We start from the raw sequence: 13,270 nt of genomic DNA on the forward strand, positions 1-13,270 counted from the left end.
GTTTCCTCCATCTTACTTTCTGATTATCAATACTGCTTTTTATTATAACGATATGCATTAAAATGTATGATTTTCACCTTTACCTTTAGTTGCTCTAATGAATTTTCGGTTAGATAAAACGCGTTTTTCTTTTCCAGCTCATTGAATTCTTTTGGGTGGAGTCTAAACCACTTCTCACCGACATTCAGTAAATCCATCTGCTCCTGAAGGCCTTTGTTGTATACTTTCTCTATTTTATCTTCTAGTGATTGTTGGAGAGTCGATTGTAATTCCTTATATGGAACATCCCTAATCTTCTCTAACAATTCTGCCTCTACCCCAATTTCTACTGTGAATTTCGGAAAACCGAATTCTTCTTTATTATATTTCACCTTAGGCTTTGATGCAGATAATTTAAAGGTTGACAGAAGTTCGTCCCCTTTATAGAGAGGGTAATTATATGCGTTTTTCTTATTTAGTAACCAATCTACAATCATTGAATCTTTCTCTGAGATTTTCCCTTTTAAAGTAGCATTTTGAAAAACACTATATCCATCTAAATAGAGGGCAGGAATCTTTTCTTTCGCAGTCCAGGAATGGTCATCAATTCGAACGTTCGGAATCAATGCTGTTCCCATCGGTTCATAATAGGTTCTTAAAAAATGCATCAAGCTTGTTGATTCAACATCGTTTTGTATATATTCTGAATGTTCTTCAGTTAGAAGAACAGTATATACGGGTGGGTAATCAAATAATCCTTTGACACTAAAAACCTCTTCCATGTTCATATCTGTCGTAAACAATTCTAAACTTGGCCGTAAAGAACGGTTCCTTCCCACGTCTTCTAATACTTCTTTGAATTTATATTGTATGAGGTTCCTTGACAATACAAGTGTTTCCGTATGACCAAAAAATAATGGAGGTCTTGATAATTTATACAATTTACTCACAGCCATATTTAACGTCTTACCTTTAGCAGATCCTATATATGTTGGGATTGGTTCTGTTGGCCTTGCCCCTTCCTGTTTCGCAACATTGGCAAAATTCAATCCCTGAACATATGCTGTATACTCATCCTTCTCTTCATCATAATCTAATCCAATCGAGACAATATAGGTTAAATCCTGTATGTTTTTTGATCCAGTACAACCAGTCAAAACCATGACAAACAGTATGATGGTTATCTTACTCATCTTTTTGTTCATGCTGGGTTTGTCCTTTCCTTGTTTTATCATTAGGGTTAGTCGTATTGGTGCGTTGATTGTAGAATTGGATTGGTAATCTGAATAGAGATCGCATCGTTTCTTTAAAGCTCATAACACCCATATTCGAGTATGGTATGCCGAAAGAAGTTATGGTAGCCATATACACCTGGACTAATATGAATATCATGATAACTCCAAACAGCCCAAAAAATGTGCTTACAAGTAATACGACGAACCTTACAATGGTCGTGGCATTTTTTAAAGATTGATTGACGAGAGTGAAGGAAGAAATATAGGTTATGGCACCGATGACAAGCATCGTTGGAGATGTCAATCCTGCACGAATTGCTGCATCTCCTACGATAAGTCCCCCCAGGACAGAGACGGTTTGACCAATAGCCCGTGGAAGGCGAATACCTGCTTCATTGAAGAATTCGAATAAGAATAAAACGATGAACATTTCAACAGGAGCAGATAGAGGCAAACCAAATCTGGAAACTGAAATAGTAGCAACGAGGAGAAAAGGAATTTGTTCAATATTGTACGATGAGAGAGCGACCCATAAACCGGGTAAGAACGCTGAAATTAATAGCCCGGTCAACCTGATGATCCGTTCCAGGGTAATATACACATAATTAATGCTTGCGTCTTCTGGAGATTTCGTTTGTAATAATAAATTGACCGGAGCTATTGAAACAGTAGGAAATCCATCGACAATCAGAGCAAACCTCCCTTGAGTTAATGAGTCGACGATGAAATCTGGTCTTCCCGTATAATCAAAGCTAGTAAAGACCGAATATGGGTTATCATCTAATAGGGACTCCACTTGATGATTTCCCGTTACCACATCAATATCAATTTTTTCCAATCTGGCATATAGTTCTGTTAAAATTGATTGGTCTATGACATCATCCAGATACATAATGGCAATATCTGTATTGGCTCTTGAGCCTATTTTATATTTCTCCACACAGAGAGAAGGAGTAAACAGCCGCCTTCTAACGAGTGAAATATTCGTATTTAAATCTTCAACAAAACCATCTTTTGGTCCACGTATGGATGTTTCCAGGGAAGACTCTTCTGGCCCGCGTTTTGGAAGATCGCCAGCATGAATCGATAATATTTTATCGTCTATAAAAAAAAGAACATAACCTAAAAATAATGAAGAGGAAATTTTGTCCATAGGAGACTCTGTGATTTCGTCCGTTTGGAATGCACTTAAGAATCTGTTGACATAGGATTCTTCTGGAGCATTTTCAAGTTTAGAAAGGATATACTGATCCAGATAGTGCCGATCCACCATGCTATCAAAGTAAACGAGTGTCACTTCCTTATCCTTAAAAAGATGTGGTTTTATAACTAAATCTTGACTACGTGAAAAAAGCTTTTTTAATTCGGATAAGGTATCCACTCTTTCTTCCGGACATTTTTTTTCTTTTGAGAGCTTCATCATAGTGAACATCCTTTACTTAATGAATCGAAGAATGATGGCAGATATAATAATTTGTCCCGAGAAAAGCAATACGGATAACGGGAAAAAAATGTCATATAAAAATTTATAAAAATTGTAGGTTTCTACCTCAATTAATATCATTCCAAATAAAAGAATGAATAAAGGGATTAAAACTTTTAACGAAATTCTATATTGTCCGTTACTTTTTGTGAAAAATGCGGCTAAAAAGAACATAAATAGGCTAATTCTGATAAGCGCACCACATAACCATTGATAAAGGGCAAAGAAGTCTAAATGGGTAATGAATTCCCCGATGGCAAGGATCCTCCATTGTTCATAAGCTGGGTACCTTAAATAAGCAGCCTCTACATGTCCGAATTCCATAATGGAGGCCGTTAATGGGCCAAAAATAAGTCCCATAAAGATCAACCCTAAAACAATTAAATGATGAAATTTGATTTTACCTTCACTATATGGCTGGATCAAAATAATTAAATATAATTCTAATAATCCACTTAAAACATATATCATGCCTTTCATGACTGGTTCATATCCATGGCTTAGAATCGGCAAAAGGAGGCTGGGATCTTTCATATTTGTATTCGTAATGGCAATGAAAAATCCGAAAATCATCACTAGGGGTAATAAAAGGCCGCTCGCTATCGCCATGTGTTTGATACCTGCCCAACTAATACAAAAGCAGATAATAAAAATAGTTCCTTTCACTAAAAATGAAGGTACATCTGCTAAGAAATACGCACTTAACCATAGTATTAAGTCATTGAAAGTGATATATGCACTTGATATTAAAAATAAACAAAGTGGAAGTGCAAATAACAATACAAGCCATCTGGGCCATTTTTTATTTAATAAGTGGAAGAACCCTTCTTTAGGAGAGTTTTTTACTATGTAATAAATTAATAGCGTCATGATTAAAAGGATTGGATAAGAAACGAGAATGCTTATCCAGCCATCCCTTCCTGCAGCATTCAAAATGCTAGGAATAAGCATGACATGATTTAATAAACCTGTTGAAAGAATCAGTAAAAATACAAGTAGTCTAGGAATTAGGATTGGACGTAAGCTCTTCATTTGACTTCCCCACAATATAACGAGTTTTACTTCTATTTATGTCCTAGTACAATGATTACCATCCCTATATTCTCTGAAATAAAAAAAGATCAAGGATAATCTCCTTGATCTCTTCATCATTTATTCTATGCTAAAAAATGAAATTCCGTTCGACTTCCGCTTTGAGAGGATATGACCTCAAGTCGTGCGTCTATTCTTTCTTTCAGCTCTGGTACATGTGATATCAAACCTACCAGTCTTCCGCTGTTCTGAATGTCCATCAATGCTTCAATTGCATGATCCAATGATTCGGGATCGAGAGTACCAAATCCTTCGTCTATAAACATCGTTTCTAAGGATACTCCACCTGCGTATTGCTGTACCACATCTGCGAGCCCCAGAGCTAATGCAAGGGATGCTTTGAAACTTTCCCCGCCTGATAACGTTTTGACATGTCTCTCCTGACCTGTGTATTGGTCAAATACAAGAAGCTCCAAACCACTCTGCACATTGCCTTTGCTTCGATCAGTCTTCCGAATCAACTGATATCTGCCTGAAGTCATTTTAATTAAACGTTCATTGGCCACCTGTAGTATATCCTCCAGGAAGGATGCCAGCACATAACGTTCAAATGTAATGCGATTGGCATTCTGACCACGTGCTATTTCAGCTAAATGTCCAACCACCTGATAACGTGATTCTAAATGTTTTATCCCTTCGTTTATGGCTGTGACTCTGGAGAGAATGAGCTTATTTTCCTTTTTATTGGTCCTGACCCTGTTAAGATCGTCATTTACGACCTTCAGTTCCTGTGTAACCTGATCTATGTTTTCTTCGATACCTTTTATTTCAGGCATTTGTTTATCTTTCAATCGTTGATCAATATCCAATAGTCGATCAGATACTGAGCGAAGGTCTTCTCCGAATTTCTTCACCTTTTCCTGAAGTTCCATGATCTCCGTTTCAGACTTTTTTGCTTCTAGAAAGGCTTTATAATGGGGAAAACCTTGTTCCGTGAGAAGCGCTAGGAATGCTTCCCGCTCTGTTTTCATCTCGGATTGTACTTTTTCAATTTGGCTTTCTTTCTCCTTGACTTGAGCTTTCTTTACACTGTCTAGGTTTGTCAGCTCATAATACTGCGTTTGAGCACGTTCAAATGATGCCTTTAATTCTTTTAGTCGTTTCTTCTCTTGATTTAACACTTGAAGAAAATGCGTTTTTGTTCTGAGATCATCAGGAATGGATTCCTTCACCTTTTCGAGCGTCGTATTCTTCGTGTGATAAAAAGTATTGAGTTCTTGAAGAATTTCCTGATTCTTCTCTTTAGAGCCTTCAAGTTCTTCTTGTTTTTCTCTTCCCCTTCTTAATTCTTCTCGTATAGCTTTTACCTTTTCCACTTCTTCTTGCTTTTCAGTAATGGCTTTTTTTAAGGTATCGATTTCTTTTGTCATTTTGACAATGCTATCATCGATTTCATCCTGAACCAAGTCCATATCCTTTTCACTTATCTTCTTGAAGAGATCATCAATCTGCTCCTGAATACTTTCCATTTTCGTTTCTTCTTGGGCAATGACTAAGCTCAGCTCTTTCTCTTCACGTTCCAGTTCGTTCTGCTTTGCTTTTGCCACTTTCAGGTCTTCTTCTGAAGGTAAAGAATCCACTTCAACGGCCGGACTCGGATGATGCTCTGAACCACATACGGGACACGGAGCTTCATCTGATAAACCTCTTGCAAGTAAAGCTGCTTGTGCTGAATTCCATTTCTCTTCTAAAAAGGCAAGAGTTTCAGATGCATCCTTGATATGATCTTGAAGTTGCCTGTATTGCTCTCTTTTATTTTTATATTGGATTTGGACATTCCTTAACCTACCATCCATCTTTTTCATTTCATTTATTTCGTCCAAGAGGAGAAGCTTTTCCTGTAAGGTTTTTTCCAATTGAAATAAATCTGCATGAGCTTTTTCCCCATCTTCAATGCGCTTCTCCCGTGTTTTTATGCCTTCCTGTAAAAACGCAATTTGTTCGGATTGTTTCGTGACCATTTCCTGATGCTTTTCATATCTTTCTTTTACCTCAATGGTTTCTTTCATTAACGCATCTAACGAGTCAATGTCTTTTTCCATGTTTTCAAGGCGAGTGACCTGCTTAGAAGCTTCATCCCTAAGATTCTCCTTTTTGGCTTCTTCTGTTAAAGTTTCCTTGGCAGCCACAAGCCTTTCAGAAATATCATGGTTTTCCTCACTTAATGTAACAAATTGACTCTTCAATTCTTTCAGGTTTCGATTAAGCTTATGACAATACTCGTCTTGTTGAACCAAACGGGCAGCACGCTGAGCCAATAAAATGTCATGATCGATAGATTCCATTTCAGGCTTTAATGCTAACAGGGCTTCTTTCTGATTCCTTAGTTTATCTTGAAGGCCGTATTGCTCAACAAGGCCCTTGGCTTCTGCCAAATCCTTTTGAAGAACATCTCTTTTATTCTGAACCCTTTCATATTGTTGATGGAGTTCTTTTTCATAGCCCTCCATCCTTTCAATTTGCGGGGGTAGAAGTTGAAGGATTTGATGATCATTCAACGGATTTTCTAATAATAGAGATTGAAGTTCTTCATTTTCATCAAAATGGATTCTGAGCAATTCCCTTGTCCGTTCTTCAATTGAGGTTTCGACTGCTTTCTTTAAATCATCTGCTTCAATCTTCAATTTTTCCTGGATTGTCTTGTATAGTTCTGTATGAAACAAACGCTGCAAGATGAGCTCTTTATCTCTACTATCCGATGTAAGAAGCTTCCGGAATTCCCCTTGTGGAATCATAAGGATCTGTCTGAATTGGTTAGCATCCAGCTGAATCAACTCTTTGACCTTCTCGTCCACCTCTCGCACATTGGCAGCAAGAATCTGTTCTTTCCCGTCATGATCGAATACATAAAGTTCGGACCGAGCATTAATGGTAGTGAATCCATCACCTCTTGACTTCTTTTTATCCTGTTGGGGCGAGCGCCAAATACGGTACGTTTTCCCCCGTAAACTGAATAGAAGTTCGACTTCTGTCAGATCATCGTTTTGAGCAAATTGACTTCTTAGTTCAGTCGGACTGCGGTCCTCTCCACTTGCTTTCCCGTAAATGGCATAAGAGAGTCCATCGAAGATTGTTGTCTTACCAGAACCTGTTTTCCCTGATATAACAAACATGGTGCGGTTACCAAGGGCGCGAAAGTCAATGATTTCCCTCCCCGCATAAGGCCCAAACGCCTGCATCATTAATTGAAGAGGCTTCATACCTGATCGACCTCCCTTTTAGCTGTTTCAATCACACTTTGCACGACTTCTTCCTTTTCATGGGTGAATTCACCCGTCGTCATATCTTTATAAAATTCTTTAAACAAGTCCAGTTCAGACTTCCTTTTATCATCTAACACTTGGAACGTGTTTTTCTTTTTGACATCTGTCAGTTCCCTTTTTCTCTCTAAATGAAGGACATTGGGATAGACTTGTCGCAGTTGATTGATAGGATCGATCAACGTACCTTCGTCATGTAGCGTAATCTTTAGATAATCATCGACATTTTGAGACTGATAAAAAGTCGGGTCGAGAAGCTCTTCCATTAGCCCCTGCAACTCTCTCATATCCTGTTTAGGTTGAAGCACTTTTTCCCGTAATTGGAAGCTTCCGTCTTCCTCCATTTCTACTATGGTGACCGATTTCCTCTGAGAAGCTTCAGAGAACGAATACTTCATTAGGGAACCTGAATACCTTATCGTTTCATGTTTAATGGCATCGGGACTGTGAAGATGCCCGAGGGCAGTGTAATGAAAAGGACGGAACACGTCAGCACCCACGCATCCGGAACCTCCCACAGATAGTGTTCGTTCCGAATCAGTGGTCTTCCCCCCCAGTACGAATGCGTGACCAACAAACACATGAGGCTCATCGGCATTCATCTGTTCTTCTATTCTTTTAACGATAGCTTCCATTGCTGTATGATGACTATTGATCGAGTCTTCTTCCAGAACCTGTCTGACTGTACCCGGTTCAGCATAAGGAACACAGTGGAAGTTTACCCCTTTAATATTGACGGGCGTAAAGTCTGATGTTATCTTCCCCTTTAAGTAAAAATGACTATGTTTATACCACGAGGATCCAAATGACAGTCTCTCTGCACTATCATGGTTGCCGGATACAGCGATGATCGGTGTATCAAGCTCTACATTAATACGGAATAATACCTCATCCAATAATTCTACTGCTGCAGTAGGAGGTACAGATCGATCATAAAGATCGCCTGCAATGACGACTGCATCAGGTTGTTCGTCTTTTATTAATTCTATGAAACTCTCCAGTATGTATCGTTGATCTTCTGTCATATATATGCCATGCACCAATTTACCCAGGTGCCAGTCTGCGGTATGAATGAATTTCACTTCACAAGACTCCTCTCCGTACATTCTATTTTCATCTAAAGTATATCAAATTCATATGGTACCCGTGTAATGAAAGATTCTGCTCTTTTTCATGTACATAATGCAAGAAAGAGACCGAACAACGCCGGCCTCTCTTCCATTATTTCTTGAGCTCTTGAGGCAGGGTCTGGATCGACGTGATGACGGCATCAAGCTTTGTCTCGATTCGATAAAGAAGATACATCGTGACGACGATCGGGAAACCTACTTCTGAAACGATTGAAATAATCGACTCCATGCTCTCCCTCCTTTCATCCTTTATATAGAACATTGCACGGAGAATGGATACTTATACGAAAGAAAAAAGCGAATCCATAACATACTGGAATCGCTTTTTTATCTATTAATTATACTAGATGTGTTTATAAGAAAATTATTCGTGACCTGGTATTAACCGTTAAGATCGCTGATTAGGCTTGAGCTAACAAGACCTGCTTCATCAAGGATTTCTTTGATTTGATTTTCTGCGTCGTTTAATTTTTCATCTGCAGCTGTCAAATCTGCTTCTCCTTCTTTAGCAAGTGCATCAGCTTTCATATTATAGGATTCTGCCAAAGTGGATTGGAATGATTCCATCGCTTCTTTTTGATCTCCTAAACTTTCAGGGATTTCCATACCTTCAACGGCTTCAGCAGATGCTTTCGCAGATGCAGCCGCAGATGTTTTCAATTCAGCCAATTCCTCTCCTGTAGGAGGCTCTTCCCCTGCCATGGCTTCTTCATATCCATTTAAATCAATATCTGCACCGTTAACAGTCGTAGTTAGGTTCAGATAGAAATCCATTAAGTCCCCTGCCATGTCTTTGTTCTCGTCCGCACTTGCCGCTTCCTCTTTATTCTCTTTGTCAGAACCTGAATCGGAACAACCAGCGAGCGCTAATGATAAACCAAGACCTAATAACCATACTTTTTTCATACTTGTTTCCCCTCTCTGTCTCTATCAATATGTTCAAGTATCGAAAGTAAACATCCCCATCAGGAAATCGCTTACTTCATCTATAATTAGCCGGCAAAAAGTATCTTATCACGGAGTTATTCAAATGGTAAAGAAATATTTGCAGATTTCTCCAAAGTTTAAATCTTGTAAATATTACAAATTAACAGTCTCTATTTCCTTCTTGTATGAATGCCTCTCTGAAAATCATTTGAACAAGTCGTGATCCCGTGGTATAACATATATATGATTCATTCTCGGGGCTGATTGTTGAGCTGGTGCTTGCCGGAGTCTTCAAAATTTCAGGGAGGCGCGTGCCGTCTCCGCTGGGTTCGATTCCCAGGCAGTCCCGCCAATTGACAAAAAACATTCACTTGCATACAAAAAGGACTCTTGTGACACACAAGGGTCCTTTCTTATTGATTTTGCAAAGCTTCCCGTCTTCTTCTCTCTGTTGCCTGTACACTGTCAAACAAAATGTGGAAGGCAGTCCCTTCCCCTTGTTCGCTTTGTACCCGGATATCAGCTCCATGATCGCGAAGAATTCTCAAACATATCGTGAGGCCTAGTCCAGTTCCTTTTGTTTTGGTCGTAAAGAAAGGCTCTCCTAGTTTATCGAGGACTTCTTTCTTCATCCCCACGCCTTCATCCTTAAACGTCAATTGAACTTTATTATGAGAGTTGATTTCAGCGTGAAGGGTAATCGTTCCTCCATGAGGCATGGCTTCTATTGCATTTTTAATTAAATTGATAAAAACCTGCTTTAACTGATTTTCATCACCTCTGATATACAGCTCTCTTTCATGGAAATACGTTTGAATTTCTATATTGTATAAAATGGCATTGGTATTCAGTAATTTCGACACATGATCCAACGTCTCAATGATATTGATTCTTTTATACGTGACGGATTGTGGCTTTGCAAGAATCAATAATTCACTTAGAACCACCTCGATTCGCTTGATTTCCGAAAAGACAATTCCTAAGTATTCATTCGTTTTCTCATCTGCATCATCTCTTAACAACTGCAGAAAACCATTGATTGAAGTCAGTGGGTTACGAACCTCGTGAGCGATCCCAGCAGCCAATTGTCCTGCAACTGAGAGTTTTTGAGACTCGATAGCCAGTGTTTCGTTCATTTCCATTAATTCTTCTTCATTATGTACTCTTTCGGTAATATCCGAAATGGTCCCCACTGTACCAAGAAGCTCTCCATTTTCACTATAGTTCAGTTTGATATTGACTTCACCCCAACGGAACTGACCGTCCCTCTTCTGGTAAGAAAAGTCCATCTTGGTTTTCGCTTGTTTCAAGCTGATACTTTGCCTTATGAGCCTGAGAATTTCATGTCGTTCATAGAGGGAGATGAAATGGAGTGCATTTTTATGTAAGCTTTCTTTAATGGTGTATCCCGTAAAGTCTTCCCAGGATTGATTGAGGAATTGAAACTCTCCTTTGGCATTTGTATGAAAGACCACTTCATCGATACTCTGAAGCACATGATTCATTTCGTCATTGAGAAGTGTCACCCTCTCCTCGTTCTTTTTTAAAGCAGCTAACGTTTCATGACTGAGGTCAAAATTCTTCCCCATAAAGTAGCTGATAAAAAGTATCAATACAGTAAAGACGATATCCACCTTTACATCCACCGGATAGTGGAGAACAAAGTAATAAATAAAATCCCACGTCAGTACTAATAAAAGTCCAGTGAGCATTGATACGATCCTGCCTCTATACTTCATGCTACGAGCCTCCTATCCGTAGAAACTTTTAGAATAGAATCGAAATAGAAAGAATTTTCACGATAATTGTTATTTATTAGTATATCATTTCTAATTAAGAACAGTATAGACCTCTTTTGAAAAATCAATGATATTCTTGTCACATGCTCTGTCCTTGTCTATAATTGAAAACGATACATTTGCTATTATACTGAGGTGAAAACATGCTAGAAGGTTGGTTCTTATATTTCATCCTTTTTTGGGTTGTTTTTTTAGTGGCTTCCTTTGCCATCGGAGGATTCTTCATGTTTCGGAAGTTCTTAAAGAGGTTCCCGAAAGAGGATGGTAAGTCTGATTTGGATTGGGAAGAGCATTATGTGAACGAGACCATCCATCTTTGGGGTGAAGATGAAAAGAAGATGCTTAATGAACTGGTTACACCCGTGCCTGAATTATTCAGGGATGTGGCCAAACAAAAAATTGCAGGGAAAATTGGTGAGTTGGCTCTTAAGGAAAGGGCAGAATCCATTACTCAAGAATTGGTCATCAGAGGTTATATAATGGCCACCCCCAAACGGGATCATAAGTTTCTAAGAAAAAAACTCAATGAAATGCAGATAGAAACCACACCATATGAACATTTATTCTAATCAGAGGCAGGGATTAAAATGGGATCAATACTTGTCATACCGATCGTGTTATATTTAATCTTTATTGTTGGTGCAGCTTTTCTGTTTGGAAAATGGAAGAAGTCCCAAAAAAGGTAAACGTTAATCGTTTACCTTTTTTATTATCCAGTTTACTATTCTCATCAATCAATGGGATCTTCAGCTTTACCGAACCGGATGACGTCAAGTATAGCCTGGCCATCACTCGGTTTCCCATCTCCGTTCCTGAAAGGGAACAATGAAAAGAAGATAAAGTAAACCGAGAAATACACAAACTGATAGAAAAAGATATGAACGGGTAAAACCCCTTCATATATCAAAAAGTTGATCAATAAGATCGCAATCAAGTTGAATAAACTGCCAGACATATAAATAAGTACGTGAACCCATACCTTGTTATATGTTAATTCTTTATACTGGCACCACCCTTCCATGAAATACATCCTCTTCACTTCCAATGGGCCAATGTTCAAAAGGTGCTTACCGGTACCAATGGAAAATTTAATCTTCGCTCCGAATATCCGGGCAACAAGGATATGACCCGCCTCGTGTAGAATGGTGACCAGAGGCAATGTTAGAAAGAATGCCAGGAAAAACGTCCATATATCAGCAATCGTAAACAATCGATATCCCACCAATACGTTTGTGAATGTCTTTTCTTTCTCTTTGCCCAATAACATCAACCAGTAAGCTTATTTTTCAGTATTGTAATAAAATCGTAATCGCGCTAAGATTTCTTCACAAAAAAAAAGCAGGTTGCCCCCTGCTTTTTTTACAATGTATCAAATTGAATTCGTCGTGAGATCTTGATTTTCCTGATGCAGCTTTTTATATTGAAAGTACATGGTAATCCTCCATGGTACGATCATTCCAAATGCAAGTAACCAGAACATTCCGCTCAGTTCTCCATAATCAATGGAAGCACTAAGAATCGATTTTGCCACAATTCGAATTAGCAACAAGCCGATTAAAATAAAGGCAAACGCTTTTGACCTTTTTAAATAAATATCGTTTTCACGAATTTCGAATTTCGACGTCTTAATTAACAACAGAGAGAATACCATCCCAACTGTGATGGCTTCTAATAATTCACTCATACTGACCCGGAATACAGGAAATAAGAACATCAAGGCACCAGTGCTCATAAAGAGTGGTGGTAAAATGATTTTCTTGCCGCTTACCGGTTTCTTCTGAGCCTTCATCCTAATAAAAATCACCATAAATCCCATGCAAATCGCTACAATGGATGAAGCAATCATCATAAAGCATCATCATCCTTTATTATCTACTTTCATACCTTCCCCTATTATAGCCCAAATGAAGAAAAAACGAAAACACAAAAAAAGAGAGAATGAATGGAAGGTTCAATCTCTCTTTCAACCTATGATCCTAGCACTCTTTTAATGGCTTCGTCCACACGTACGTCATCAAAAGGTTTAACGATGAAATCCTTGGCTCCCGCTTCTATCGCTTCCACTACTACCTTTTGCTGCCCCATCGCTGAACACATAATCACCTTTGCATGAGGGAACTCCGCTAGAATATTCTTTACCGCTTCTATTCCATTCATATCCGGCATGGTGATATCCATCGTCACCAGGTCAGGCTGAAGCTCACGATACTTCTCCACGGCAATAAGTCCATTTTCAGCTTCCCCAACGACTTCATGTCCGCTGGATGAAAGCATGTTTCCAAGAGTCAGTCTCATAAATTTAGCATCATCCACTACAAGTATCGTTGCCACAGATGTTTCCTCCTCGTATGCACTATCGATGTCT

At 38.7% G+C, this 13,270-nt stretch carries 12 protein-coding genes and 1 tRNA gene; 2 read left to right on the forward strand and 11 right to left on the reverse strand.

Annotation, left to right across the window (positions count from 1 at the left end; translation table 11 throughout):
- Nucleotides 1-26: 26 nt before the first annotated feature.
- The 7 genes from LCL96_RS08650 to LCL96_RS08680 form a co-directional block, all read right to left on the reverse strand.
- Nucleotides 27-1,184 carry a Ger(x)C family spore germination protein gene (locus LCL96_RS08650; RefSeq protein ID WP_224940992.1) on the reverse strand — a complete coding sequence of 386 codons (1,158 nt, stop codon included), beginning with the start codon at nucleotides 1,182-1,184 and terminating at the stop codon, nucleotides 27-29.
- Nucleotides 1,165-2,637: a spore germination protein gene (locus LCL96_RS08655; protein ID WP_224940993.1), complete on the reverse strand. Its 1,473-nt coding sequence runs from the start codon at nucleotides 2,635-2,637 to the stop codon at nucleotides 1,165-1,167. Before LCL96_RS08655 ends, LCL96_RS08650 begins: the two co-directional genes overlap by 20 nt.
- Nucleotides 2,638-2,649: 12 nt before the next feature.
- On the reverse strand, nucleotides 2,650-3,729 hold the full coding sequence (locus LCL96_RS08660; protein WP_224940994.1) for an endospore germination permease: 1,080 nt from the start codon (nucleotides 3,727-3,729) through the stop codon (nucleotides 2,650-2,652).
- Nucleotides 3,730-3,854: 125 nt separating this feature from the next.
- Nucleotides 3,855-6,989 (reverse strand): AAA family ATPase, encoded by a 3,135-nt coding sequence (locus tag LCL96_RS08665; protein ID WP_224940995.1) that lies wholly within the window; start codon nucleotides 6,987-6,989, stop codon nucleotides 3,855-3,857.
- Entirely contained in the window at nucleotides 6,986-8,131 is a 1,146-nt protein-coding gene (locus LCL96_RS08670; RefSeq protein WP_224940996.1) for an exonuclease SbcCD subunit D, read from the reverse strand. The genes LCL96_RS08665 and LCL96_RS08670 overlap by 4 nt, the downstream gene beginning before the upstream one ends.
- A gap of 139 nt (nucleotides 8,132-8,270) precedes the next feature.
- Entirely contained in the window at nucleotides 8,271-8,408 is a 138-nt protein-coding gene (locus tag LCL96_RS08675) for a YvrJ family protein (protein ID WP_224940997.1), read from the reverse strand.
- 152 nt (nucleotides 8,409-8,560) lie between these two features.
- A complete protein-coding gene (locus LCL96_RS08680; protein WP_224940998.1) occupies nucleotides 8,561-9,085 on the reverse strand; it encodes a hypothetical protein in 525 nt (174 codons plus the stop codon).
- 277 nt (nucleotides 9,086-9,362) lie between these two features.
- Here LCL96_RS08680 and LCL96_RS08685 point away from each other — a divergent pair.
- Nucleotides 9,363-9,458, forward strand: a tRNA-Sec gene (locus tag LCL96_RS08685).
- Nucleotides 9,459-9,519: 61 nt separating this feature from the next.
- On the opposite strand, the gene LCL96_RS08690 is transcribed toward LCL96_RS08685, so the two are convergent.
- A complete protein-coding gene (locus LCL96_RS08690; RefSeq protein WP_224940999.1) occupies nucleotides 9,520-10,845 on the reverse strand; it encodes an ATP-binding protein in 1,326 nt (441 codons plus the stop codon).
- Between the two features lie 203 nt (nucleotides 10,846-11,048).
- On the opposite strand from LCL96_RS08690, the gene LCL96_RS08695 reads away from it, so the two are divergent.
- Nucleotides 11,049-11,474, forward strand: a complete 426-nt coding sequence (locus tag LCL96_RS08695; protein WP_224941000.1) for a DUF2621 domain-containing protein — start codon at nucleotides 11,049-11,051, stop codon at nucleotides 11,472-11,474.
- Nucleotides 11,475-11,635: 161 nt separating this feature from the next.
- Here LCL96_RS08695 and LCL96_RS08700 read toward each other — a convergent pair whose 3' ends face one another.
- The 3 genes from LCL96_RS08700 to LCL96_RS08710 form a co-directional block, all read right to left on the reverse strand.
- Nucleotides 11,636-12,166: a site-2 protease family protein gene (locus tag LCL96_RS08700; protein WP_318246408.1), complete on the reverse strand. Its 531-nt coding sequence runs from the start codon at nucleotides 12,164-12,166 to the stop codon at nucleotides 11,636-11,638.
- A gap of 108 nt (nucleotides 12,167-12,274) precedes the next feature.
- On the reverse strand, nucleotides 12,275-12,754 hold the full coding sequence (locus tag LCL96_RS08705; RefSeq protein ID WP_224941001.1) for a CcdC family protein: 480 nt from the start codon (nucleotides 12,752-12,754) through the stop codon (nucleotides 12,275-12,277).
- 119 nt (nucleotides 12,755-12,873) lie between these two features.
- The gene (locus tag LCL96_RS08710; protein WP_224941002.1) at nucleotides 12,874-13,236 is read right to left on the reverse strand and encodes a response regulator; all 363 of its coding nucleotides are present in this window, start codon (nucleotides 13,234-13,236) and stop codon (nucleotides 12,874-12,876) included.
- Nucleotides 13,237-13,270 lie beyond the last annotated feature (34 nt).

This window comes from Rossellomorea aquimaris, assembly GCF_020172085.1.
GTDB lineage: Bacteria > Bacillota > Bacilli > Bacillales > Bacillaceae_B > Rossellomorea > Rossellomorea aquimaris_E.

What these genes read in the sequence shown, in the direction of transcription:
- LCL96_RS08660 (WP_224940994.1), bottom strand. Translation starts at nt 3,729, where the DNA reads ATGAAGAGCTTACGTCCAATCCTAATTCCTAGACTACTTGTATTTTTA.
- LCL96_RS08680 (WP_224940998.1), bottom strand. Translation starts at nt 9,085, where the DNA reads ATGAAAAAAGTATGGTTATTAGGTCTTGGTTTATCATTAGCGCTCGCT.
- LCL96_RS08650 (WP_224940992.1), bottom strand. Translation starts at nt 1,184, where the DNA reads ATGAACAAAAAGATGAGTAAGATAACCATCATACTGTTTGTCATGGTT.
- LCL96_RS08655 (WP_224940993.1), bottom strand. Translation starts at nt 2,637, where the DNA reads ATGATGAAGCTCTCAAAAGAAAAAAAATGTCCGGAAGAAAGAGTGGAT.
- LCL96_RS08665 (WP_224940995.1), bottom strand. Translation starts at nt 6,989, where the DNA reads ATGAAGCCTCTTCAATTAATGATGCAGGCGTTTGGGCCTTATGCGGGG.
- LCL96_RS08675 (WP_224940997.1), bottom strand. Translation starts at nt 8,408, where the DNA reads ATGGAGTCGATTATTTCAATCGTTTCAGAAGTAGGTTTCCCGATCGTC.
- LCL96_RS08705 (WP_224941001.1), bottom strand. Translation starts at nt 12,754, where the DNA reads ATGATGATTGCTTCATCCATTGTAGCGATTTGCATGGGATTTATGGTG.
- LCL96_RS08690 (WP_224940999.1), bottom strand. Translation starts at nt 10,845, where the DNA reads ATGAAGTATAGAGGCAGGATCGTATCAATGCTCACTGGACTTTTATTA.
- LCL96_RS08695 (WP_224941000.1), top strand. Translation starts at nt 11,049, where the DNA reads ATGCTAGAAGGTTGGTTCTTATATTTCATCCTTTTTTGGGTTGTTTTT.